Origin of the sequence: Streptomyces sp. P9-2B-2, assembly GCF_030406865.1 — a bacterium.
Classification (GTDB): domain Bacteria; phylum Actinomycetota; class Actinomycetes; order Streptomycetales; family Streptomycetaceae; genus Streptomyces; species Streptomyces platensis.
In genome coordinates this window covers 1462120-1483677 of the sequence record NZ_CP129126.1, presented here as the reverse complement: position 1 = coordinate 1483677, position 21558 = coordinate 1462120, and the positions used below count along the sequence as shown (strand labels likewise).

26 protein-coding genes and 1 pseudogene are annotated in these 21558 nt (G+C 71.9%); 16 read left to right on the top strand and 11 right to left on the bottom strand.

Annotated elements, in window-relative coordinates:
- Positions 1–13: 13 nt before the first annotated feature.
- The gene (locus tag QT196_RS06265) at positions 14–436 is read left to right on the top strand and encodes an STAS domain-containing protein (RefSeq protein ID WP_290354515.1); all 423 of its coding nucleotides are present in this window, start codon (positions 14–16) and stop codon (positions 434–436) included.
- Between the two features lie 79 nt (positions 437–515).
- Here QT196_RS06265 and QT196_RS06260 read toward each other — a convergent pair whose 3' ends face one another.
- A complete protein-coding gene (locus tag QT196_RS06260) occupies positions 516–1268 on the bottom strand; it encodes a hypothetical protein (RefSeq protein ID WP_290354514.1) in 753 nt (250 codons plus the stop codon).
- A 2-nt stretch (positions 1269–1270) separates the two neighbouring features.
- Positions 1271–1915 carry a sigma-70 family RNA polymerase sigma factor gene (locus QT196_RS06255; protein ID WP_168477999.1) on the bottom strand — a complete coding sequence of 215 codons (645 nt, stop codon included), beginning with the start codon at positions 1913–1915 and terminating at the stop codon, positions 1271–1273.
- A gap of 381 nt (positions 1916–2296) precedes the next feature.
- Here QT196_RS06255 and QT196_RS06250 point away from each other — a divergent pair, with 381 nt between their 5' ends.
- On the top strand, positions 2297–3115 hold the full coding sequence (locus QT196_RS06250; protein WP_168477998.1) for an SAM-dependent methyltransferase: 819 nt from the start codon (positions 2297–2299) through the stop codon (positions 3113–3115).
- Positions 3116–3149: 34 nt separating this feature from the next.
- Here QT196_RS06250 and QT196_RS06245 read toward each other — a convergent pair whose 3' ends face one another.
- The 3 genes from QT196_RS06245 to dhaK form a co-directional block, all read right to left on the bottom strand.
- Positions 3150–3590, bottom strand: coding sequence for a PTS fructose transporter subunit IIA (locus QT196_RS06245; protein ID WP_290354513.1), 441 nt, complete (start codon positions 3588–3590; stop codon positions 3150–3152).
- The gene (gene dhaL, locus QT196_RS06240; RefSeq protein ID WP_168483595.1) at positions 3587–4183 is read right to left on the bottom strand and encodes a dihydroxyacetone kinase subunit DhaL; all 597 of its coding nucleotides are present in this window, start codon (positions 4181–4183) and stop codon (positions 3587–3589) included. The genes QT196_RS06245 and dhaL overlap by 4 nt, the downstream gene beginning before the upstream one ends.
- Positions 4184–4261: 78 nt before the next feature.
- Entirely contained in the window at positions 4262–5254 is a 993-nt protein-coding gene (gene dhaK / locus QT196_RS06235) for a dihydroxyacetone kinase subunit DhaK (RefSeq protein WP_168477996.1), read from the bottom strand.
- A gap of 465 nt (positions 5255–5719) precedes the next feature.
- Between dhaK and QT196_RS06230 the strand changes: the two genes are divergently transcribed.
- The 3 genes from QT196_RS06230 to QT196_RS06220 all read left to right on the top strand — a co-directional run bounded on the left by QT196_RS06230 (position 5720) and on the right by QT196_RS06220 (position 8791).
- Positions 5720–8044: a CDP-glycerol:glycerophosphate glycerophosphotransferase gene (locus QT196_RS06230; RefSeq protein ID WP_168477995.1), complete on the top strand. Its 2325-nt coding sequence runs from the start codon at positions 5720–5722 to the stop codon at positions 8042–8044.
- Positions 8045–8155: 111 nt separating this feature from the next.
- Entirely contained in the window at positions 8156–8347 is a 192-nt protein-coding gene (locus QT196_RS06225) for a hypothetical protein (protein WP_168477994.1), read from the top strand.
- 129 nt (positions 8348–8476) lie between these two features.
- Entirely contained in the window at positions 8477–8791 is a 315-nt protein-coding gene (locus QT196_RS06220; protein WP_266736418.1) for a hypothetical protein, read from the top strand.
- A 129-nt stretch (positions 8792–8920) separates the two neighbouring features.
- Here QT196_RS06220 and QT196_RS06215 read toward each other — a convergent pair whose 3' ends face one another.
- Positions 8921–9076 (bottom strand): DUF6131 family protein, encoded by a 156-nt coding sequence (locus tag QT196_RS06215; RefSeq protein WP_266736420.1) that lies wholly within the window; start codon positions 9074–9076, stop codon positions 8921–8923.
- A 232-nt stretch (positions 9077–9308) separates the two neighbouring features.
- Here QT196_RS06215 and QT196_RS06210 point away from each other — a divergent pair, with 232 nt between their 5' ends.
- Both QT196_RS06210 and QT196_RS06205 read left to right on the top strand, forming a co-directional pair.
- The gene (locus QT196_RS06210) at positions 9309–9764 is read left to right on the top strand and encodes an SRPBCC family protein (RefSeq protein ID WP_168477991.1); all 456 of its coding nucleotides are present in this window, start codon (positions 9309–9311) and stop codon (positions 9762–9764) included.
- 73 nt (positions 9765–9837) lie between these two features.
- On the top strand, positions 9838–11466 hold the full coding sequence (locus QT196_RS06205; RefSeq protein WP_290354512.1) for an NAD(P)/FAD-dependent oxidoreductase: 1629 nt from the start codon (positions 9838–9840) through the stop codon (positions 11464–11466).
- 22 nt (positions 11467–11488) lie between these two features.
- Here the strand turns inward: QT196_RS06205 and QT196_RS06200 are convergent, their stop codons facing one another.
- Positions 11489–13669, bottom strand: coding sequence for a SpoIIE family protein phosphatase (locus QT196_RS06200; RefSeq protein ID WP_290354511.1), 2181 nt, complete (start codon positions 13667–13669; stop codon positions 11489–11491).
- A gap of 269 nt (positions 13670–13938) precedes the next feature.
- Here QT196_RS06200 and QT196_RS06195 point away from each other — a divergent pair, with 269 nt between their 5' ends.
- The 9 genes from QT196_RS06195 (at position 13939) to QT196_RS06155 (ending at position 18149) form a co-directional block, all read left to right on the top strand.
- A complete protein-coding gene (locus tag QT196_RS06195) occupies positions 13939–14355 on the top strand; it encodes a gas vesicle protein (RefSeq protein ID WP_168477988.1) in 417 nt (138 codons plus the stop codon).
- An 84-nt stretch (positions 14356–14439) separates the two neighbouring features.
- Positions 14440–14895, top strand: a complete 456-nt coding sequence (locus QT196_RS06190; protein WP_168477987.1) for a gas vesicle structural protein GvpA — start codon at positions 14440–14442, stop codon at positions 14893–14895.
- Positions 14896–14898: 3 nt separating this feature from the next.
- Positions 14899–15612, top strand: a complete 714-nt coding sequence (locus QT196_RS06185) for a GvpL/GvpF family gas vesicle protein (protein ID WP_168477986.1) — start codon at positions 14899–14901, stop codon at positions 15610–15612.
- Between the two features lie 9 nt (positions 15613–15621).
- On the top strand, positions 15622–15873 hold the full coding sequence (locus QT196_RS06180) for a gas vesicle protein GvpG (RefSeq protein WP_290354510.1): 252 nt from the start codon (positions 15622–15624) through the stop codon (positions 15871–15873).
- 99 nt (positions 15874–15972) lie between these two features.
- Positions 15973–16497 carry a gas vesicle protein gene (locus QT196_RS06175; RefSeq protein ID WP_290356615.1) on the top strand — a complete coding sequence of 175 codons (525 nt, stop codon included), beginning with the start codon at positions 15973–15975 and terminating at the stop codon, positions 16495–16497.
- On the top strand, positions 16494–17315 hold the full coding sequence (locus QT196_RS06170) for a GvpL/GvpF family gas vesicle protein (protein ID WP_290354509.1): 822 nt from the start codon (positions 16494–16496) through the stop codon (positions 17313–17315). The genes QT196_RS06175 and QT196_RS06170 overlap by 4 nt, the downstream gene beginning before the upstream one ends.
- Positions 17312–17560 carry a gas vesicle protein gene (locus tag QT196_RS06165; protein ID WP_168477983.1) on the top strand — a complete coding sequence of 83 codons (249 nt, stop codon included), beginning with the start codon at positions 17312–17314 and terminating at the stop codon, positions 17558–17560. The genes QT196_RS06170 and QT196_RS06165 overlap by 4 nt, the downstream gene beginning before the upstream one ends.
- The gene (locus QT196_RS06160; protein WP_290354508.1) at positions 17550–17963 is read left to right on the top strand and encodes a gas vesicle protein K; all 414 of its coding nucleotides are present in this window, start codon (positions 17550–17552) and stop codon (positions 17961–17963) included. Before QT196_RS06165 ends, QT196_RS06160 begins: the two co-directional genes overlap by 11 nt.
- 12 nt (positions 17964–17975) lie before the next feature.
- On the top strand, positions 17976–18149 hold the full coding sequence (locus QT196_RS06155; protein ID WP_168477981.1) for a CsbD family protein: 174 nt from the start codon (positions 17976–17978) through the stop codon (positions 18147–18149).
- 43 nt (positions 18150–18192) lie between these two features.
- On the opposite strand, the pseudogene QT196_RS06150 reads toward QT196_RS06155, so the two are convergent.
- From QT196_RS06150 to QT196_RS06135, 4 genes and pseudogenes are all read right to left on the bottom strand, one after another.
- Positions 18193–18360 (bottom strand): annotated as a pseudogene (locus QT196_RS06150) (DNA starvation/stationary phase protection protein); the annotation flags it as partial.
- 20 nt (positions 18361–18380) lie between these two features.
- A complete protein-coding gene (locus tag QT196_RS06145) occupies positions 18381–19349 on the bottom strand; it encodes an SDR family NAD(P)-dependent oxidoreductase (protein WP_266736429.1) in 969 nt (322 codons plus the stop codon).
- Between the two features lie 344 nt (positions 19350–19693).
- A complete protein-coding gene (locus tag QT196_RS06140) occupies positions 19694–20557 on the bottom strand; it encodes a Rieske (2Fe-2S) protein (RefSeq protein WP_168477980.1) in 864 nt (287 codons plus the stop codon).
- On the bottom strand, positions 20554–21552 hold the full coding sequence (locus QT196_RS06135) for an SRPBCC family protein (protein WP_266736431.1): 999 nt from the start codon (positions 21550–21552) through the stop codon (positions 20554–20556). The genes QT196_RS06140 and QT196_RS06135 overlap by 4 nt, the downstream gene beginning before the upstream one ends.
- Positions 21553–21558 lie beyond the last annotated feature (6 nt).

Sequence of the window (21558 nt, the reverse complement as noted above, 5' to 3'; positions counted from 1 at the left end):
TAGTCTGGACGGCATGAGCTCGGAGATGCGGTCGTTGGCGGTCACTGCGATCGTGCAGGCGGATGAGTGTGCGGTGTTGCGGGTGAGCGGAGAGCTGGACCTCCGTACCGAACAGGCCTTTCTGGCCGAGGCCCGGGAGGTGGTCTCGGCCGGTCACCGCTTTCTGGTGCTCGACCTGACCGCGCTGCGCTTCTGCGACTCACGCGGTCTGAGCTGCCTGCTCGCCCTGGAATGGCTCTGCCGGCGCCTGGAGGGCAGGCTGCTGCTGGCCTCGCTCGGCGTACGGATGCTGCGGCTGCTGGTCGGCACCCAGTCCCTCGGCGTCTTCTCCTGTTACCCGACCGTGGGCCATGCGCTGACCGCGGTCCCCGACGCCAGCCGCCCGGCCTGGCCGCCCGCGGTGGACGAACCGGTCGCGGAGGCCGACGACATCTGAGCCCGGCGACATCCGAGCCCGGCGGCCCGCTGTCCGGGCGGCTCACCGGCCCGGACGGGCGCGGGCGCGCGGCGGGTGGCTACTCCGCCCGGCCCAGGTCCCGGACGAGCGTGGGGGAGGGGCGGGGGATCTCGCCGAAGTCCTCGTCGTCGCCGTCCACGACGAGACGGTTGATCACATTCTCCAGCGCGGACGGCAGGGTCGGGGCGAGCCCGCTGTGCCACTGGACGAGCAGGTTGTGCCGGGCCGCGTCCGGCAGCAGCTGTTTCTCGTCGAACGCGGCCACCGAGCGGCGCTCCTCGTCCGGCGCGTGGGCGGCCTGCTCGCGCCAGTAGGCGGCGTCGCGGTACTCGCCGTCGCGGCGGTGCGAGAGATACAGACAGTAGGCGGCCGTCCGGCTGCCGGCGCCGGCGCCGAAGTGCCACCAGAAGTGCGCCGCGTCGGTGCGCCCGGTGATGTGCAGCAGACAGGCGAAGACCAGCGCGCCCTCGGGGTCGATGTGATGGTCGTCGACCAGCCGTTCCAGACTCGCCGCGGCCGCCGCGGCATTGACGACCAGCGCACAGGCCAGCTGGAGCTCATGGGTGGCCTCGTCCCGGGCGCTGGGGTACGTGCTGGGCGCGCCCTGGTCGGCCCGGGCCGTCCGTACCGCCGTCGGACGGCCGTGCGCGGCCGCCGTCCCCGCGCGCGGGGACGCGCCGAGGCAGCTGGGCGCGCCCGCGTCATCGAGGTCGCGGAAGCCGGCCAGATCATCGATGCCGGACACCGCCGCGGCCGCGCTGAGCAGTGTCTCGACGGTCTCCCGGCGGTCGGCCGGGCGGGTGTGCCACATGGTCAGTTCCCCCTTGCGTTTCCCTGATCGATACCGAGCGCGGCGGCGAGCTTGCGCTTGCCGCGGCTCGCATAGGAGCGGACGGTGACTTCGTCGACGCCGAGCAGCGAGCCGATCTGGGCGTCGCTGTACCCGATGACATGGCGCAGCACGATCACATCGCACTGCCGCTCCGGCAGCCGGGCGATGGCCGCGTACAGCCCCAACTGGCTCTCCAGCATGGCGAATTGCTGCTGGCACTCGCGCAGCAGGGCATGGGTGACGACGGCGAAGGCGGCGGTCTCGGTGAGCGCGGTGGGCTGCTGGTGGTCGTACAGCCACTCCACGACCCGTTCCTTGAGGACCGACCAGGCGTACGCCTCCACCGACGCCTGCCGCAGCGCGTGCGGCCACAGCCGGCCGAGCTGCCCGTAGGCGGCCCGGGTGACCTCACGGGCCGCGGCCTCGCTGCCCGTGTGCAGATAGGCGTAGGTCAGCCACTTCCGCGCGTGCGTGGCCAGAAAGGCCTCGAAGGTGATCGACAGCCGGTGGTCGAACGGGTCCGATGCGGAGGCCGGGAGCGAACAGTGGGGGAGTGGCGATAACTCCGCGGTACGGACATGCGCCGGAGCGCACGCCGGCAGCGGTCGGTCCCGGTCTGCGCTCACGAGCCGTCCTCGTTCCGTTGGACATGCACCGAGCCGGGCGCCGAGGCGCCGCCGGCAGCGGGAGAGCGGTTGCTCTCACCCTCCAATGAACCGGAAAGTGAGCCCGTTTGTGGCATCGGTAGGGCAAAAATCTGCCGCTGCGTATTCATATGACTACGCATGACAATGGCATGTGACCGCGCATGACCCTGGCATGGCCGCCCGTCATGGGACGCTCGGGTGTGCTCCGGCAGGATCCGTGACATACGGGGCGTCATGCGCCAACGGCCGGGCGTGCGGAGGTGTTTGGCGCGCTCTCCGCGGCGCGCGGCGCACGGAACGGGCATCATGGTGCGCGGGGGAGGCGCCGGGCGGGATGCCGGATTGGGGAGGCAGCGCACGATGAGCGAGCACGATTCCGTGGTGGACCTACAGCTGGACCGGGCCCACTCGTCCCGGATCTATGACTACTTCCTGGGCGGCAAGACCAACTTCCTGGCCGACCGGATGGCCGCCGGAAGCGTGCTGGGTGTCTTCCCCGCCGCGCTGGCCGCCGCCCGCATCAACCGCGAGTTCATGCACCGCGCCACCCGGGTCCTCGCCGCCGCCGGTCTGCGGCAGTTCCTCGACATCGGCACCGGCATCCCCACCCCGCCGAACCTCCACGACATCGCCCAGGGCACCGCCCCCGACGCCCGGGTCGTCTACACCGACAACGACCCGATCGTCCTCGCGCACGCCGCGGCCCTGCTGATCGGCACCGCCGAGGGCCGCACGGCGTACGTCCAGGCCGATGTCAACGACCCCGAGGGCATCCTCACCGCGCCGCAGCTCCTCGACACCCTCGACCTGACCCGCCCGGTCGCGCTCAGTCTGAACGCCCTGATGCACTTCGTCCCCGACGACGGCGAGGACCGCGCCCACACCATCGTCGAGACCCTCAAGGCCGCACTGCCCAGCGGCAGCACCCTGGCACTGAGCCATGCCACACCGGACTTCAGCCCCGAGGCGATGCGGAAGATCATCAAGATCTACGGCGATGCGGGCACCCGGCTCCAGTTCCGCTCCCGCGCCGAGGTCCTGCGCTTCTTCGACGGCTGGGAGCTGCTGGAACCGGGCCTCACACTCCCTCACCAGTGGCGCCCCGAACGCCCCGAGGACGCCGGCCATGTCACCGACGCGGAGGCCGCCTGCTACGCGGGCGTCGCCCGCAAACCCTGAGCGGGCGCGGCCGGCGGCCTCCCACGCGGCGTCGCTACTCCTTGCGGTAGCCGTACGCCTCCCCGGCCGCCGCCGCGACCGCGTCCAGATCCGCCCCGGCCGACGCGGTGACCACGGCGGCCACCGCGCCCTCCACGAACGGCGCGTCCACCAGCCGGGCGCCCTCGGGGAGTTCGTCCCCCTCCGCGATCAGCGCCTTCACGGTCAGCACGGCGCTGCCCAGGTCGACCAGGACCGCCACACCCGCACCACGGTCCACCGACCGCGCCGCCTCGGCGATCAGCTCCGCACTCGTGCCGAGACCGCCGTCCGGGGTACCGCCCGCGGCGGCCACCGGCGCCGTGTCCCCGCCGCCGGCCAGCCCGACCGCCAGCGTCGCCACCGACTCCGCGACCGGCCCGCTGTGCGACACCAGCACCACCCCGACCCGCGCGTCCGCGCCGCCGGCCGTCCCGTTCGCCGTCCCCGTGCTCACTTGGCCACCTCCGCGAGCGCCGCGAACAGCAGGGCCGAAGACGTCGCCCCGGGATCCTGATGTCCGATGCTGCGTTCCCCCAGATAGCTCGCCCGGCCCTTTCTGGCCTGCATCGGTACGGTGGCCAGCGCACCCTCCTGGGCGGCCACGGCCGCCGCGTCGAAGGAGTCCGCCAGCGCCTCGACGCCGGGCGTCAGCGCGTCGAGCATCGTCTTGTCGCCCGGCGCCGAACCGCCGAGCTGTCCCACCGCGGTCACCCCGGCGGCCAGCGCCGACCGCAGTTCCGCCGCCGAGACCTGCGGCGCCTCGCCCAGCGTCTTGCCGGTGCGCCGCAGCAGCGTCCCGTAGAGCGGTCCGGACGCCCCGCCCACACTGGAGATCAACTGCCGTCCGGCGGCGGTCAGGACGGCACCGGGCGTCGCCGGCGGTTCCGTCCCCAGCATCGTGACGACGGCCGCGAAGCCGCGCTGCATGTTCCTTCCGTGGTCGGCGTCACCGATGGGTGAGTCCAGCTCGGTGAGCCGGTCGGCCTCCCGGTCGATGACGGCGGCGGCCGCCGTCATCCAGCGTACGAAGAACGCGGCATCCAGCACCGTTTCGGACACGGACTACTCCTTGGTTGTTCAGGTACTGAGCAAGAAAGCGATAGGGGGACGGGACCGGAGGCCCGGTCACCGTCCCCAGCGAAGCCCCGCCGTCTCCACCGGCGCGTCCCACAGCCGCAGCAGCTCCCCGTCGACCTGGCACAGCGTCACCGAGCAGCCCGCCATGTCCAGCGACGTCACATAGTTCCCGACGAGCGTACGGGCCACTGCCACGCCCCGCTCGTCGAGCACCCGGCGGACCTCCGCGTTGAATCCGTACAGCTCCAGCAGCGGGGTCGCGCCCATGCCGTTGACCAGCACCAGCACCGGCAGCCGCGGATCCAGATCCTCCAGGATCGCGTCCACCGCGAAGTCCGCGATCTCGTGCGAGGTCATCATCGCGCGGCGCTCCCGCCCCGGCTCGCCGTGGATCCCGACCCCCAACTCCAGCTCCCCGGAAGGGAGATCGAACGTCGGGCTGCCCTTCGCCGGGGTCGTACAGGCGCTCAGCGCCACCCCGAAGCTGCGCGAGGACGCCACGACCTGCCGGGCCAGCGCCTCCACCCGCTCCAGCGGCATGCCCTCCTCGGCCGCGGCGCCGGCGATCTTCTCCACGAAGAGCGTCGCCCCGGTGCCGCGCCGCCCCGCGGTGAACGTCGAGTCGGTCACCGCGACATCGTCATCGATGAGCACACTGGCCACCTGCACCCCCTCGTCCTCCGCCAGCTCCTCCGCCATCTGGAAGTTGAGGACGTCCCCGGTGTAGTTCTTCACGAGGAACAGCACGCCTTGGCCGCTGTCCACGGCCGCCGCGGCCCGCACCATCTGATCGGGCACCGGCGAGGTGAAGACCTCGCCCGGACAGGCGGCGTCCAGCATGCCGGGTCCGACGAACCCCCCGTGCAGCGGCTCGTGCCCACTGCCGCCCCCGGACACCAGCGCCACCTTGCCCGCCACCGGCGCGTCCCGCCGCACGATCACCCGGTTCTCGGTATCCACCACCAGCTCGGGGTGGGCCGCGGCCATCCCGCGCAGCGCATCCGTGACCACGGTTTCGGCGACGTTGATCAGCATCTTCATGGGTACCTCCTGGTGAGCTGGCAATCGGGTCGCTGACCGGCGTTTGCCCAGGTCAGGCTGTGGTGATGCATCGCTATCGATCTTGGCGGTCCGGGGGCTGGGAGGGAAGGGGTGCGGCAGGGCGAAGGACGGCCGCAGCCCGCCTTCCTGACGGTGCTTCCGGCACTCCGCAGCGTGCGCGGAGCGGAGGTGGGGCCGCCCCGAGGGCAGTATCCGCGCTCAGATCCTCAAGGTCACGTGACACGGAAACGGCGAGTGTCCGCGTCTCCGGCCCGAGCGCCCCGGGCCTGCCGACGGGGGACGGGCCACCCCGTAACGGCAGGTCCGGGATGCCGTGTGAGGGAGACAACGGGAATGTTGCGCACCTCGGGCACAACCATTTCCGGCCACCGGTTGTCCCACTGCCCGTCACGAAAACTTCCGGCCGGCGTCGCGCGGCCGACACCTTCGAGGAGCAACCCCGCCATGCCCGAGACGGGCCCCAGATCCGCCCCGCGGTTCAGCATCATCGTTCCGGTCTACAACGTGCAGGGCTATCTTCGCGCGTGTCTGAACTCGCTGCTGGCGCAGGATTTCACCGACTTCGAGGTCATCGCGGTCGACGACTGCTCGCCGGACCGCAGCGGCGAGATCCTGGCGGAGTTCGCCGCCCGCGACCCGCGGGTGATCCCTGTGCGCCACGAGGAGAACGGCGGTATCGGCGCGGCCCGGAACACCGGCGTACAGCGTGCGCGCGGCGACTATCTGCTGTTCCTCGACAGTGACGACACCTTCACCGCGGGCGCGCTGCGGGCCATGGCCGACCGGCTGGGCGAAGCGGAGGACCCGGACCTGCTGCTCTTCGACCATGTACGGACCTACTGGTGGCACGCGGTCCAGCCGAGCGCCGTCCGCGAACTCCTCGCCGAGGCCGGAGCGGAGGTCTTCAAGCCCGCCGAGCGCACCGAATTCCTGCATATGTTCGCGGTGGTGTGGAACCGGGCCTTCCGGCGCGACTTCTTCGTGGACAACGGATTCCGGTACACCGACGGGCTCTACGAGGACGCCCTGATGGTCTACACGACCATGCTCACCGCCGAGCGCGCCGTGTGCCTGGACCACGCCTGTGTCGAATACCGCCAGCGCCGGCACGGCAATTCCATGAAGACGCCGGGCCGTAAGCACTTCACGATATTCGACCAGTACCAGCGGCTCTTCGACTTCCTCGACGGCCGGCCGGACCTCGACCCGCTGCGGCCGCTGTTCTTCGAGCGGATGGTCAGCCACTTCCTCTTCACCGGCGCGCGGGAGAGCCGGGTGCGGGTTCAGGACCGGCCGGAATTCTTCCGCCGTTCCGTGGCGATGTACCGGCGGCACAAGCCCGCGGGATTCACCCCGCCCCCGGAGGCCGATGCCCACCGGTTCCAGGCACTGGAACGGGGTTCCTACCGCGCCTTCCAGGCCCTGAATCTGATGAGCCGTACCCGTAAGAGCGGGCAGCAGCGCCTGCACAAGGCCCAGCGCGCCCTGAGCAAGGGGGCCGCGACGAGTTTCTACCGGATGCAGCTGAAGCGCCCCATCGACCAGCACCTCGCCGTCTTCAGCGCCTACTGGAACCGCACCCCCTCCTGCAATCCGCTGGCGATTTACGAAAAGGCCAGGGAACTGGCCCCGCAGCTGCACGGGGTGTGGGTCGTACGCGAGGACGTCGTGGACACCGTGCCGGACGGGATGGACCACGTCGTCGTCAACAGCCGGCGCTACTGGGAACTGATGGCGCGCGCGAAGTACTTCGTCAACAACGTCAATTTCGCCGACGGGGTGGTCAAGCGCAAAGGCCAGGTCCATCTCCAGACCCATCACGGCACCCCGCTCAAGCGCATGGGCATCGACCAGCAGAAATATCCGGCCGCCGGCAAGGGAATGAGCATGCGCAAGCTGCTCGAACGCGCCGACCGCTGGGACCTTTCGGTCTCCGCCAACCAGCACACCAGCGAGCAGTGGGAGCGGGTCTACCCCTGTCGCTTCGAATCCATCGACGCCGGTTATCCGCGCAATGACGTCTTCTTCCGGACCGGGGCCCAGGACATCCTGGATATCCGCGAGCGGCTGGGGATCGCTCCCGGCAGCACCGCCGTCCTCTACGCCCCGACGGTGCGCGACTACCAAGTCGGCTATGTGCCGCAGCTGGACCTGGAGAGAATCACCCGCGAACTCGGCCCGGACATCGTCCTGCTGGTCCGTACGCACTACTTCTACGGCCAGGACCCGCACCTTCAGAAGCTCCAGGAGGAGGGTGCGCTGATCGATGTCTCCCGGCATCCGTCGGTCGAGGAGCTGTGCCTCGCCGCGGACGCGCTGATCACGGACTACTCGTCGATCATGTTCGATTACGCCAACCTCGACCGGCCGGTCATCAACTACGCGGACGACTGGGAGACCTACGTCCGCTCCCGCGGGGTCACCTTCGACCTGCTGTCCGGAAAGCCGGGAGACACCCCGGGGATCGTCGCCACCAGCGAGGACGAGCTGATCGAGGCGTTCCGCAGCGGCCGCTGGAACGGCACCGAGGCCGCCGAGCTGCGGGCCGCCTTCCGCGCCCGCTTCTGCATGTGGGACGACGGCCACGCCGCCGAGCGGGTGGTCAACCGGACCTTCCTCGGCACCCCGGAGCCGGTCCCGGCCCCGCTTCCGCTCGCCGAGCGCACCGTCCCGCCGTCCCCGTCCGAGGCCGCCCGCGCCGTGCAGGGAGTCGTCCTCGCCTCCGGTGCGGACACTGCCGCCCGGCCGGAGGACGAGCTGACCGGCTGACGGCGGGAGGCGTCGGCCCGGACTCCGGGCCGACGCCGCGCCCAGGTGTGAGCGGACGCGGACGGGGCACCCGCAGCCGTGAACCATGAGGCGACCGGAAGGAGCCGGCGCATGCTGAACCACGAGGTACCGGATCCGCCACCGCCGGGCCCGCTGGACCCCGTCCACCCCAAGCCCCAGCCGCCGCCCGTCCCTGACCCGGACCCCGAGCCCGCACCACGGCCCGACCCCGACGGCGGCCCCGACCGTGGCTCGCGCGCCGCCGGGTCGCCCGGCGGAGCACGCCACGGACGACCCGCGTAACTCCCCGGTACGGCGCCGGCCGGCTGCTCCCCGGCCGCGTGCCCGTGCCGTCCTTCCCTGCCGCCATTGCCCGGGGCCCGCGGACGACCGCCCCCCCCAGTAGGGCGGAGATGCGGCGAGGGCCACAGCATGCACAAGGGAACCGAGCAGCACGGCTGGTCGCCCGACGTCGACCGGACCGAGCAGCAGAAGAACGAGAGCGCCGAACGGTCGTTCCGCCCGGAGGAGTACGCGCCCGAGAAGGACCGCGGCAAGGAGTCCGGCGGAGGGGAGAAGGTTCCTCCGGCGAGCGAGGTCAAGAGCGAGACGCGTTCCGGTGAGCGGCGTGCTGCCGAAACCGAGGAGAAGGGCAAGCGGGACATGGGGCGCAAGGGCCCCTCGCGCCGGCCCAGCGGCGGCCGCGACGCGGACGCGCACACCGGAGTCGACCCGCAGGACCCCTGAGGTCCCGGCGGCCCGGCACCCCCGAGGTCACGGCTGCCCGACGTGCGGCGGGGCGGATTCCGTGGTGAATCCGCCCTGTTCTCCGAGGAGCGAAGATTCCGCCACCGCATCGGTCTGGGGCCCGCCCGGCTACCAGTAGTGCTTGCGGCCGGCGACCGCGTGCCCCATGGCACCGAGGACCCAAAGGATCACGCCGATGACGGCGAGGATGATGCCGATGGTCCACAGAATGCCGATGCCGGCCAGGAACCCGATGGCAAGCAGGATGATTCCGAGAACGATCACGATGCGCTCCGATCTGGCATGCGTGGTTATTCCTTACTTTGATCCCGTATTGCCCCCGGGGCAACCGCTCATCGGCGGAGGCCGGCCGTAGCGGCCCGCCGCACCGGACGGCCCGGTGGGCCGCGGCTGCCGGGCATGGACGGGCGTACCACTCGGGAGGCCGGGCCAGAGCGCGCGCTCTACGCTGGGTGAGGAAGCCGGCGACCGAATGCGGTGAGGCGGTGGAAGGCTCGTGGCCGTACGACACCAGCTGATCAGGCGGTCGCCCGAGGAGTTGTGGGCGGTGCTCGCCGACCGCTCCCGCTACCAGGACTGGGTGGTCGGCACCGCGCGTTCGCGGCCGAAGGACGGCGACTGGCCGGAGGTCGGCGCCACGCTCGAATACACCGTGCGCCTGGGGCCCTGGGAAGCCGCCGGGCACACCGTCGTCCGCCACAGCGATCCGCCGCGCACCCTCGAACTCGAGGTGGACAGCGGCCGGTTGGGCACCGCCCGGATCTCCGTCGAGGTACGCCCCTGGGGCGCCGACTCCCTGGTCATCGTCGACGAACACCCACTGGCCGGACCGGGCGGACGGCTGCACAACGCGGCGCTGGACGTGCTGCTTCAGCTGCGCCACCGCAGCATGCTCAGCAGGCTCGCCGAGGTGGCCGAAGAGGCCCCGGTCCGGGCGTCCACCGGATCCTGACCGCCGTTCCGTCCGGTGACGCACCGGCGGCCGGGCCCGGTGCAACGGCGGGGCGGGTGAACAGGAGGCAGCGATGCCGGACGCAGTGGTGATCGGTGCCGGACCCAACGGACTTGTCGCGGCGAACCTGCTGGCCGACGCCGGGTGGTCGGTGGAGGTGCTGGAGGAGCAGGAGGAGCCGGGCGGCGCGGTCCGCAGCGACCGTGCGGTACACCCCGACTTCGTCAACGACCTGTGCAGTTCGTTCTATCCGCTCGCCGCCGCCTCCCCGGTCCTCGCCGCCCTGCACCTGTACGAAGAGGGGCTGGTCTGGAGCCATGCGCCCCAGGTGCTGGCCCATCCGCTGACCGACGGCCGCTGCGCGCTGCTGGGCCGCACCACGGCCGGAACCGTGGCGGGACTGGAGACCTTCGGCACCGGCGACGGCGCGGCCTGGCAGGAACTGTGCGACGTCTGGGACCGGGTCGGCGGCGACCTCCTGGACGCGCTGTTCACCCCTTTCCCGCCGCTGCGTGCCGTGGCCCGGCTCGCCTCCCGGCTCCGCGGTGCCGGCGCGCTGCGGCTGGCGCGGATGATGCTGCTGCCCGTACGGCGCCTGGGCGAGGAGGAGTTCCACGGCGAGGCGGGCCGGCTGCTGCTGGCGGGCAACGCCCTGCACGCCGACCTCGCCCCCGAGGCCACCGGCAGTGGCGGCTTCGGATGGCTGATGTCGATGCTCGGCCAGCACTACGGCTTTCCGGTCCCGGCCGGTGGTGCCCAGTCGCTCACCACGGCCCTGGTGCGGCGGCTGCACCGCCGGGGCGGGGTGCTGCGCTGCGGGGAGCGGGTCGACGAGATCGTCGTACGCTCCGGGCGCGCGGTGGCGGTGCGTACCGCGATCGGTGAGATCGTGCCGGGCCGCCGCGCCGTGCTGGCGGATGTGTCCGTGCCCGCCCTGTACGGCCGGCTGGTCGACTCCCGGCACCTCCCCGGCCGGCTGACGGCGGAACTGCGGCGCTTCCAATGGGACTTCGCCACCTTCAAGGTGGACTGGGCACTCGGCGGCCCGGTGCCGTGGACCGCCGGGGCCGCCGCCACCGCGGGCACCGTGCATCTGGCCGACGGTATGGACGAACTCACCCGCTTCACCGCCCAGATCGCCGCGGGCCAGGTGCCCGACCGGCCGTTCGCGCTGTTCGGCCAGATGACCACCGCGGACGCCACCCGCTCCCCGCCGGGCACCGAGTCGGCCTGGGCCTACACCCACGTACCCCACCGGATCCGGGGGGACGCGGGGGAGGGCGGGATCGGCGACGCCTGGAGCCCGGGGGACCAGGAGGCGATGGCGGACCGGCTGGAGGAGCAGGTCGAGCGCTTCGCGCCGGGCTTCCGGTCCCGGATCAAGGCGCGCCGTATTCTCGCCCCGCCCACACTGGAGGCGCTGGACGCCAATCTGCACGGGGGCGCCCTCAACGGCGGTACGGCCGCCCTCCACCAGCAGTTGGTGTTCCGCCCGCTGCCGGGCCTCGCCCGCCCGGAAACCCCCGTGACGGGCCTCTACCTGGCCTCCGCCGGAGCCCACCCGGGCGGCGGGGTACACGGCGCCCCCGGCGCCAACGCGGCCCGCGCTGCGCTGCGCACCCGCGCCCCGAGCCGCGTCCTCAGCCGGGCACAGCGCGCACTCCACCGGGGCGGCGGTTCACTGCAGGCACGGGGAGAGTGAAGTGACGAGACGTCAAAGTCCTTCATGCTCCGTCCACTTCAGCACCCGGTCCCCCGGTCCTCAGGTCTCCATCGGGCGTGACCGGCCCGGTCGGCAGCGCCGCCAGCAGCATCAGAGCCACGTCGTCCTGCCGGTCCGCGTCGCCGTGCCGGTTCTCCAGGAGGGAGTCGGCGAGCCGGTCCGGGCCCAGTGGCGGGGCGTCGTTGAGGCGTGCGGCGAGGTCGGCGACGGAGAGATCCGGGTCGGTCCCCGGCGTTTCGATCAGGCCGTCGGTGTAGAGCGCCAGGACGGACCTCGGCGGCAGGGTGATCTCCGTGGCGGAGTACCGGGCACCGGGCTCGATGCCCAGCAGCAGCCCCGGGGGCACATGCAGCACCGTGGTGTGCCGGTCGGGGTGGCGCAGCAGCGGCGGCGGATGCCCGGCACCGGCCAGGCGCGCCCGGCGGGTGCGCAGGTCGATATGGACGTACAGACAGCTGGTGAACAGCCCCGGGTCCAGATCGGTCAGCAGCCGGTTCGTCCGGGCCAGTACCTCGTCCGGTGCGGCCCCGGCGGTGGCGTAGGCGCGGACGGCGGTGCGGACCTGCCCCATGAGGGCGGCCGCCGCCGCGTTGTGGCCCTGCACGTCACCGATGACGGCGGCGACGCTGTGCTCGTTGAGGCGGATCAGGTCGTAGAAGTCGCCGCCGATGTCCATACCGCGGGTCGACGGCAGGTAACGGGCGGCGACGGCGAACCCCGGTACCGGGGGCAGCCGGTGCGGCAGCAGGCCGGCCTGGAGGTCGTGTGCCAGCTGCTGCTTGGTGTCGTACAGGCGGGCCCGGTCCAGCGCCTGGGCGATCAGCCCCGCCAGTGAGGTCAGGACCTGGCGTTCCTCCAGGCTGAAGGTGCGGGCCCGGGTGTACGCGAGGATGCAGCAGCCGACCGGGCGGCCGGACACGATCAGCGGCAGCACGGCCCGCGCCGCCTTGCCGGTCAGCCGCGGCAGTCCCGGGTAGTCGCGTTCGATCTCCTCGGGGGACGAGAAGAAGCTGGGCTCCCCGGTGGCGAGGGCGTGGACGGCGGGGCTGTTGGCGGCGCCGAGGGCGACCCCTTCGAAGGCGGCGACCGCCTCGGCGGAGTAGCCGCGATGCCCGATGGTCCGCAGCCGGCCCGCCTCCGCCACGTACATGAGCATGCCTTGGGCGTCGAACGCCGGCACGATCTGGTCGGCGACGAGATCGGCCACATCCTGGGTCCCCACGGCCTCGGTGAGGGCGGCCGCGAGATGCAGCACGTGGTAGATCTGCCCGGCCCGCACCGGCACGACCTCCCCTTGCGCGGGTGCGGGCGCCACCGGGCCGTAGTCTGTGTCCGACGGGCTGATCCGTACGCTCAGACCTCTGCTGTCCGGGAAGAGCCGGAAGGTGAGCCAGTGGTGCGGCGGCCGGCTGGCGGTGAACGAGGTCGGCCGGCGGCTGATCACCGCGGCGCGGTAGCGGTCCTCGAAGACCGGGTCGCGCAGCCACGGCAGCGCCTCCCAGGGACGCGCGCCGATCAGCCGGCTGCCCTTCTCGCCGAGCAGCTCCACCGCGCCCTGCGTGACCAGGGTGATACGTCCCTCCAGGTCGAGGGCGCAGCAACCGCCGGGCAGCCGCTCCAGGTAGTCGGCCGCCGCCAGCGCCTCGTCCGGGCTCACGGCCCGCTCCGGCGGCGGCGCGAGGACCCGCGGCGCCTCGGACGGTCCGGAGCCGTCGGGCCGGGGGTGCCGTGCCAGCAGCGCCGCCAGGCGCCGGCAGGCGGCCGTCACCGCGTCGCGTTCCGCTGCCGACAGCTGGGACGCGTGCCCGGCGGGCCACAGCAGCAGCAAGGCGCCCAGGCTGCCGGCCGGGCTGCTGACCGGGGCCGCCGCCAGCGAGAAGTCATAGGGCACCGCCACCGCCGTCCGCGGGAAGTCGCGGGCCATCTGCTGCTGGCCGCCCGCCCACACCAGACGCTGTTCGCGGGTGGCGACGGCGACCGGGATGGGGGCTGCCAGCGCGACCCGGTCCCACGGGGCCAGGAACGGCGCCGGTACCCCGCTCATGACGGTCAGCTGGAGGACCGGCGCGTCGGCCGCCAGCACATAGACCCCGCCGACGGACGCCCCGGTCTCCGCCATCGCACGCAGCAGCGCCCGGCCCACCGGGTCGCCCGTCGGGCCGGGCCCGTTCCCGCCGGTCATCGCGCACCTGCGCACTGTCGTCGTGCCATCGAGCCCCACTCCGGCCCGCCGGTTTCTCCCCGTGCCGAGACCGTCATGACGTCTCTGCCGGGACAGTGCTGACGTTACGCCGACCACCGGGCCCCGGCACTCGCTGCCGGGCCGGTGACGGCAGGCCCGGGACCAGGCATTTCGGCTCCAAGATGCGCTCAGCTCAAGCCGCGTATCATGAAATGGCGCCTCTTTGTAGTGGCGCGGGCAGCATGTCGCCTCCGATTTCGGAGAGGAACATGGCCACAGGCGAAGAGGACGAGACCGAACGAGTTCGGCGTCCGTCCGGTAAGAAGACCGCCAAGAAGAGCGTCAAAAAGACCGCCAGAAGCGCGAGCAGTGTCCGGGCCGGCCACCGCGACAGCGAAAGCGACAGCGAAGAGCCGCGCACGGGCCGTCGTGTTTCGGCGCCACGTGCCATGCGGTACGCGGCGGACCAGCTCAAGGAACTGCTGGGGCGGGCCCCCGAGTCCGTCTCCGCGGTGCAGCCGACAGAGGACGGCTGGCAGGCGGACGTGGAAGTCCTGGAGCTGGAACGCGTCCCCGGGACGACCAGCGTGATGGCGACCTACCGGGTGGTGCTGGACAAGGAAGGCGAACTGGTGGCGTACGAGCGCACCCGCCGCTACACCCGAGGCCAGATCGACCGCCGATAGCCCGGGAAGCCACCCAGGACCGTTCGCCCGGCGAACGAGACGGCCGCTCCGTAAGGCCGGAGCGAGCCGGTGAAGGGAGGCACCGTGACTGTGGTGCCGCAAAGCGGAGGAACCGTTGCCGCAGGTGGCGGCGGAGGCTCCGGAAACCTCTACGACATCCTCGATCTGATCCTGGACCGCGGTCTGGTCATCGACGCCTTTGTGCGTGTGTCGCTGGTGGGTATCGAGATCCTCAAGATCGACGCCCGTATCGTCGTCGCGAGCGTCGACACCTACCTGCGCTTCGCCGAGGCCTGCAACCGCCTCGACCTGGAAGCGGGACGCAAGGCACCCTCCCAGCTGACCGACCTCGTCGGTGAGGTGACCGAGGGCGGCTCGCACGGCAAGGCCAAGGGTGCGCTGTCCGGGGCCGCGGAAGCGGTGACCGACGCCCTCAAGGGCGGCAGTGACGACGACGAGGAGCACGAGTCGAGGCGCAAGGAGCCCGCTGAGCGGCGCGAGCGGTCCGCTCGCCGGCCGGCCCGGCGCCGAAAGGAGTGAGGGATGTCGGTCTACGTCTACTCCATCCTCGCGACCACCCATCCGCAGAACCTGGAGGGCCTCCACGGGGTGGGAAACCCCCCGTCCGACCTCCGCACGGTGCAGAGCAAGCAGCTGTCCGCCGTCGTCAGCGACGCCCCGGAAGAGCTGCGGCCCAAGCGCCGGGACCTCGGCGCGCACCAGGCCGTCCAGGAGCGGCTGATGTCCGACGGCACCGTCCTGCCCTTGCAGTTCGGCTTCACGACCACGGACGACGAGGCCGTTCGGGCCGTCCTGAAGGAGCGGGCGGACGAATTCGCCGAGCGGCTGGAGGCGTTGGAGGGCTGCGTCGAATACCACCTGAAGGCCGCCCAGGACGAGGACGCGCTGCTGCGGCAGATCCTCACGGAGTCGGATCAGGCACGACAGCTCAACGAACAGATCAGAAGCGGCGAGGCCGCACCCGAACTCCCGCTCGCGCTCGGTGAGATGGTCTCCCAGGAAGTACAGGCACGACAGGAGCAGCTCGCCGCCGGAGTCCTCGACGCGCTGCGCGGCTTCGCCCGGGAGGAGCGCCCCTCACCACCGAGCGGGAACGACTTCCTGAGCGTGTCCTTCCTGGTGGAGCAGGACAACGAGAAGAGTTTCCTCGGTGCGCAGCGGGATCTCGCCAAGGAGCTGGGGGAGGACTTCGACCTCCGGCTGCTCGGTCCGCTGCCCGCCTACAGTTTCGTCTAGGGGGTCCTCATGGGCCTGTTGAGTCAGATTGCCACCCTTCCGCTGGCGCCGGTGCGCGGCGTGGCCTGGGTCATGGAACGCGCCCTCGACGCCGCTGAGCAGGAGTACTACGACCCCGAACCCATCGAGCGGGAGCTCGCCGAGCTCGAACGCGCGCTGCTGGCGGGAGAGATCTCCGAGGAGGCCTTCGACCGGCGCGAGGACGAGCTGCTGGACCGGCTGGACGAGATCAGGGCCCATGCCCAGGGCACCGACAGCTGACCGCGGTGGCCGCCGCGGAACGGGAGCGCCGCCCCGCGCTCCCGTCGCAACGCCGGGAATCGAGGTGCAGCGGCCGTGAACGAACCCGTCGCCAGGAGGATGGGCGACTATCCGTCCCGGGCCGGCCCGTACGGCGGGCAGGGCTCCTCGGCCAACCTTGCCGACATCTTGGAGCGGGTCCTGGACAAGGGCATCGTCATCGCCGGTGACATCCAGATCAACCTGCTGGACATCGAACTGCTCACCATCAAACTGCGCCTGCTGGTCGCCTCGGTGGACAAGGCGAAGGAGATGGGCATCGACTGGTGGGAGCACGACCCCTCGCTCTCGTCCCGCGCGTCCGACGGCTACCGCTCGCTCGCCGACGAGAACAAACGGCTGCGCGCCGAGATCCAGTCCCTGCGGGAGGGCGACGAACTGCCCGCGGCCGAGGAGGAGGACGAGGAGGAGTACGAGTACGAGGATGAGGAGGCGGGGGAGGACGAAGGCGAGGCCGAGGCCGAGACCGAGGAGAAGCCCCGTCCCGCCGCCCGCCGGGCCACTGCCACCCGCCGCACCAGTGGCACCCGTGCCAAACGGCCCGAGCCCCGCCCCCGTACCAAGAAGCGGCGGGACACCTCATGACCGAGGTCATCAGCTATGCGTACGCGGTCGCGCGGGATGCCGGCGGATCGCTGGCCGAGGCGCTGGCCGACCTGCCCGGGGTCGCGGACGCACCGGTGCATCTGGTGCGGGCCGGGGAGCGCGGTGACGTGGTGGTCGCCGTGAGCCCGGTGCCCGAGGAGGACTTCCACGAGGCCGCGCTGCGCGCCAACTTGGAGGATCTGGAGTGGCTGGAGTCGGTGGCCCGCGCCCATCACCGGGTGATCGAGGCGCTGGCCGCCCGCACCACCGTCCTGCCGCTCCGGCTGGCGACGGTGTACCTCGACGACGAGCGGGTGCGGCGCATGCTGGAGGCCCGTCAGGAGGCGTTCGCCGGCCGGCTGGCCGAGCTGGCCGCGCACACGGAGTGGGGCGTCAAGATCTATGTCGAGGCGCCCGCGCCCACCGACCGGCCGGCCGCGCCACCCGCGGACGCGGACACCGGCCTGAGCCCCGGACGCGCCTACCTCAGCCACCGCAAGGCACAGCGGCATGCCCGGGAGGACGCCTACCGCGACGCCGAAGAGGTCGCCCGGCGGGTCGAGGCCGCCGCCCGCGGCCATGCGGTCGACCGGGTCCAGCACCGGGTGCAGCAGGGCGAACTCGCGCGCGGGCCGGGCGAGAACGTCGTCAACGACGCCTACCTCGTGCCCCTCGGGCAGGCCGAGAGCTTCCGCGCCGACGTCAGTCGGGCCGCCGAGGGGCTGTCCGGGGTGCGTGTGGAGGTCACCGGGCCCTGGGCCCCGTACTCCTTCGCCACGCCGCCCGAGACCGAACCGGTGCGGGGAGCCGCTCCATGAGGCCGGCGAGCGGGCCGCCGGCAACGACGGACGAACCCCTGCCGGACCGGCAGATCGCACTGATCGATCTGCTGGACCGGCTGCTCAGCGGTGGTGTGGTCCTCACCGGCGACGTCGTGCTCTCCATCGCCGACATCGACCTGGTCCGCATCTCGCTGCGCGCCCTGATCGTCTCCATCAGCGAACAGAACCCCTCCCCGTGGTCCGCCCTCACCACCCCGGTACGGGACGACCATGACGGCTGAGGAGCGCCGGCCCGGCAACCGGTTCGACGATGTCGCCGACGCGGCCGACCGGGCCTTCCGGCTGCTGCCCGCGGCACCCCAGGACATCCCGCCGCCCGGCGGCCCGGCGGCCCGGCATCCGGCACACCGGATCAGCGCCGACCCCGACACGGTGGAGCGGGACCTGATCAAGCTCGTCCTCACCCTGGTCGAGCTGCTGCGCCAGCTGATGGAACGCCAGGCCCTGCAACGCGTCGACGCCGGGGACCTCACCGAGGAACAGGAGGAACGCCTGGGCGCGACGCTGATGATTCTGCACGACCGCATGGTGGAACTCTGCACCCGCTATGAACTGACGATGCAGGACCTCAATTTGGATCTCGGGCCGCTCGGGACCCTGCTGCCACCCGCCGAAGAATCCTGAAGGGAGCACACCATGGGTATCGCGAAGAAGACCAGGAACCTCGGCCATATCGTCGAGGGAAAGGCCAAGGAGACGACGGGGAGGGCCCTCGGAAACAGAGGACTTCAGAGGCGGGGCAAGGCGGAACAGGCCCTGGGGAAAATGAAACAGGCGGTGGAAAAGGGCCGGGACACCCTTAAGCACTGACCGCCGCGGCCCCGCCGTCGCCATTTCGCAACGGCGGGGCCGCGTCCTTGATGACGCCCGAGTAGACGACGTCCAGCGCACCGAGGTGCTCGATGGCCTGCGCCCGTCCGACGGAGTAGTCGTCCCAGCTGCTTTCGGCGGTCAGCGCGCCGGGTGACCCGGTGGGGGAGCCGCCGAGCGTCGCGATGCGCTCCGCGGTCGCGTCGACCATGGCGCCGCCCGTACGGGTCCTCACCGCTGGTTGAAGCGGTCGGCCGCCCGTTCGTTGAGGGCGCCGAGGACACCGCGGAGCCGACGGGCCGGTGGCTGTTCCCCGGCGGCGACCGTCGAACCGGCGACGGTGCCGCGCGCACCGTTGCGGGGGAGTACCCGGGCGACCGCGGACGCCAGCCGGGTGGTGGTCACCGGGGCCAGCCCGTGCGCCGTGGCGCCGAGCCTGGCCGCCGGCGTCAGCACGATCCGGGGCCGCCGCCGCTGCAGCGCGGTCACGATGCGCTCCGCCGCCCGCTCGGCGTTCATGGAGAGCACAGGGGCCCCGGCCAGCGCCGAGAACCAGGCGTACTCGCGGCGCCGGTCCCCGCCGAAGAGCGCGTGCAGATGCGATCCGGTGCGCATCAGACCGGGGTGGACCGCGGTCACCGTGACACCGTGCGGGGCCTCCTCCGCGTGCAGCCCTTCGGCCAGCGCGGCCACCGCGGACTTGGCGCAGGAGTACGGCAGCAGATGCGGCACCGCCAGCAGGCCGCCGACCGACCCGACCAGCGCCAGCCGGCCGCCGGCCGGGCTGCGCCGCAGGTGGGGGAGGGCGGCGAGCGCGGTGTTCAGGGCCCCGTTGAAGACCGAGTCCATCGCCTCCTCGAAACCGTCGGCGCCCAGCGCGTCGGCCGGGCCGACCTGGATGATGCCGGCGTTGGCGATGACGATGTCCAGCACGCCGTGCTCCCCGGCGATCTCCGCGAGACGGTCCCGCACCGCGGCACGGTCCCGCACATCGCACACCACGGCGCGCACCGTCCCGCCGCCCCACTGCCGCAGCTTGCCGACGGCCCTGCCGAGTTCGGCCTCGTCCCTGGCCAGCAGCACGACATCGCAGCCGCGCCGCAGCAGCTGGCGGGCCATGAGCAGCCCGAGCCCCCGCGAGCCGCCGGTGACGACAGCGGTGAGCCCTCCGATCGGGGGAGCGGCCGGAAGCACACGCATGATGAGCCCTTCCACTGGACGCGGATCGGCACGGCCGGGCGCGGCCCCACGGGGCGGGGCCGGACGCGCACGCTCTTCGACGGTAGCCGGTGGCGGCTTACGGCGGGCCCGGCGTACGGCCGCTGAGCAGGGCGTTCGCGCACCCGCACGGGAGGGATTCCCGGGCGGCCGGGGGCGGGTGAGGCCCGGGAGGGGGCGCGGCAGCCACGAGAGGGCGTTCGGCCAGTCGGGCGGTGGTGGCTGCGGGGGTGGAGCGGCGAGTGACCGGCCCCGGGAGGGGGAGCGGCGAGCGCCTGGCCCCGCCGCACGCCCGGCCCTGCCCCCGGAGCACCCCCGCGAACGGCTCAGCCCGCGCCGGGCAACTGCACGTAAACGGTGCCGTCGCCCTCCACGCTCACCCGGAAGGAGGGCTGGGGAGCGGTCGCCGGGCCGGCGACGTTCGCCCCGTCCGAGAGCCGGAAGACGCTGCCGTGCCAGGGGCAGGTCACACAGCCGTCGGCGAGCGTGCCGTCCGTCAGCGGCCCGGACTGATGGCTGCACCGCCCGGCCAGCACATGGATCTCACCGCCCGGCTGACGTACCACCAGCAGGGGCACCTCACCGAGCTCCCGGCGCACGGCCTCGCCGACCGGGAAGTCCTCCACCCTGCCCACGGGGTGCCAGCCCTCTTCCAGCAGACGGGGCACCGGCTCCGCCTTGTTGGGGCCCGCGCCCTGCCGGAACGCGAGATGCCCGCCGAGCAGGCCGCCGGCGCCGGCCGCGGACAGCCCGGCGAACCCGAGCAGCTTGCCGCGCACGGTGCTGCCGCGGCCGCGATGCACCCAGGACCTCGCGTACAGGCCGATGGCCAGGGCCATCGATCCCGCATGCACCAGCCCGGTCCGCATCTGGTCCTCGTGCTGCTCGGCCCAGTCCACCCAGCCCGCCCATGCGGCCGGTACGGCCGAGAGGACGCCCACGCCTACCAGGAGGCGGGCCCCGCGCCGGGTACCCGGGACGGCGTCCAGCACCGCGGCGGACATCCAGGCGCCCATCGGCAGCTGCACCAGCGCCGGGTGCAGCGGATGACCGATCGGCAGGCCGTGCAGCACATCGCGGAAGCGCCCCAGGGGCAGGCCGCGCACCACCCGCTGCACCGGGCCGATCACGGTGTCCAGCTGTTCCCAACGGCCCAGCTCGTCAAGTGATTTCACCAGTGCGGTGCTCATTCCTCCTCTTCCTCCTCGCCTTCCGCTTCCTCATCCCATTCGCCGTCCTCGTCCTCGTACTCCTCTTCCGGCTCGCCTTCCTCGTCTTCGTCCGCGGCTTCGTCCTCGTCCTCGCCGTCCTCGTCGTATTCCTCGTCCGCGTCCTCGCCTTCGCGTTCTTCGCCCTCGCGCTCCTCGGCCTCTTCGTCCTCGATGGCCTCTTCGTGGGTCCGGACGACCTCGCCCTCGCGGATTTCGCCGCGCCAGCCCTCCGGCTCCTCGTCGGTGAGTGTGACGTAGCGCTGGAAATGCTTGAAGTCCAGCCGCAGCCGCCGTCCTTGGACGCGCCAGATATTTCCGGTCTTCTCGAAGAATCCCGAGGCGTAATACTCGACGACCAGCACGATGCGGGTCAGGTTCGGCGCCAGTTCGTGGAAGCTGACGGCACCGCGGGTCGATCCCTTGGCACCCTCGGACGTCCAGATGATGCGTTCGTCCGGCACCTGCTCCTGAACGGTGGCCTTCCAGCCCCGGGTCGACGGACCGACCTTGGCTTTCCAGTCACTGGTCGTCTCATCGTGCATCGACACATTGCGGACGCCCTTGGTGAAGCCGCTGAACTTCTCGTACTGCGTCCAGTGGTCGTAGGCGGTGCGCAGCGGCACTCCGACGTCGAGGACCTCGATGATGTTGGTGACCTTCTGGTCCCCCGATTTGCGCTTTCCCTTTCCGCCGCCGAAGAGCTCCTTGGCCTTTCCGGTGACGGTGTCCTTGACGTTCTCCGCCGTCCCCTTGAGGGCGGCCTTGACGGGCGAGTCACCGCCGAGGAGATTGCCCGCGATCTTGGACAGCGATCCGCCGCCCTCCGCGACATCGGTGAGCTGTCCGGTCACATCTGTCAGTTTGTCGCCGGCCTTTCCGGCCAGGTTCCCCACCCATTGCGTCGCGTAGTTCCCCAGCTCGTCCCGCAGCCGATCGAGGCCCGAGCCCGTGTCGTCCTGTCCCGTCTTGGCCATGACCGG

Bases quoted from the DNA above. Each gene is read 5' to 3' on its own strand.
- QT196_RS06265 (WP_290354515.1), top strand. From the start codon at position 14: ATGAGCTCGGAGATGCGGTCGTTGGCGGTCACTGCGATCGTGCAGGCG.
- QT196_RS06260 (WP_290354514.1), bottom strand. From the start codon at position 1,268: ATGTGGCACACCCGCCCGGCCGACCGCCGGGAGACCGTCGAGACACTG.
- QT196_RS06250 (WP_168477998.1), top strand. From the start codon at position 2,297: ATGAGCGAGCACGATTCCGTGGTGGACCTACAGCTGGACCGGGCCCAC.
- dhaK (WP_168477996.1), bottom strand. From the start codon at position 5,254: ATGAAGATGCTGATCAACGTCGCCGAAACCGTGGTCACGGATGCGCTG.
- QT196_RS06230 (WP_168477995.1), top strand. From the start codon at position 5,720: ATGCCCGAGACGGGCCCCAGATCCGCCCCGCGGTTCAGCATCATCGTT.
- QT196_RS06225 (WP_168477994.1), top strand. From the start codon at position 8,156: ATGCTGAACCACGAGGTACCGGATCCGCCACCGCCGGGCCCGCTGGAC.
- QT196_RS06220 (WP_266736418.1), top strand. From the start codon at position 8,477: ATGCACAAGGGAACCGAGCAGCACGGCTGGTCGCCCGACGTCGACCGG.
- QT196_RS06205 (WP_290354512.1), top strand. From the start codon at position 9,838: ATGCCGGACGCAGTGGTGATCGGTGCCGGACCCAACGGACTTGTCGCG.
- QT196_RS06200 (WP_290354511.1), bottom strand. From the start codon at position 13,669: ATGACCGGCGGGAACGGGCCCGGCCCGACGGGCGACCCGGTGGGCCGG.
- QT196_RS06195 (WP_168477988.1), top strand. From the start codon at position 13,939: ATGGCCACAGGCGAAGAGGACGAGACCGAACGAGTTCGGCGTCCGTCC.
- QT196_RS06185 (WP_168477986.1), top strand. From the start codon at position 14,899: ATGTCGGTCTACGTCTACTCCATCCTCGCGACCACCCATCCGCAGAAC.
- QT196_RS06180 (WP_290354510.1), top strand. From the start codon at position 15,622: ATGGGCCTGTTGAGTCAGATTGCCACCCTTCCGCTGGCGCCGGTGCGC.
- QT196_RS06175 (WP_290356615.1), top strand. From the start codon at position 15,973: ATGGGCGACTATCCGTCCCGGGCCGGCCCGTACGGCGGGCAGGGCTCC.
- QT196_RS06170 (WP_290354509.1), top strand. From the start codon at position 16,494: ATGACCGAGGTCATCAGCTATGCGTACGCGGTCGCGCGGGATGCCGGC.
- QT196_RS06165 (WP_168477983.1), top strand. From the start codon at position 17,312: ATGAGGCCGGCGAGCGGGCCGCCGGCAACGACGGACGAACCCCTGCCG.
- QT196_RS06160 (WP_290354508.1), top strand. From the start codon at position 17,550: ATGACGGCTGAGGAGCGCCGGCCCGGCAACCGGTTCGACGATGTCGCC.
- QT196_RS06155 (WP_168477981.1), top strand. From the start codon at position 17,976: ATGGGTATCGCGAAGAAGACCAGGAACCTCGGCCATATCGTCGAGGGA.
- QT196_RS06145 (WP_266736429.1), bottom strand. From the start codon at position 19,349: ATGCGTGTGCTTCCGGCCGCTCCCCCGATCGGAGGGCTCACCGCTGTC.
- QT196_RS06140 (WP_168477980.1), bottom strand. From the start codon at position 20,557: ATGAGCACCGCACTGGTGAAATCACTTGACGAGCTGGGCCGTTGGGAA.
- QT196_RS06135 (WP_266736431.1), bottom strand. From the start codon at position 21,552: ATGGCCAAGACGGGACAGGACGACACGGGCTCGGGCCTCGATCGGCTG.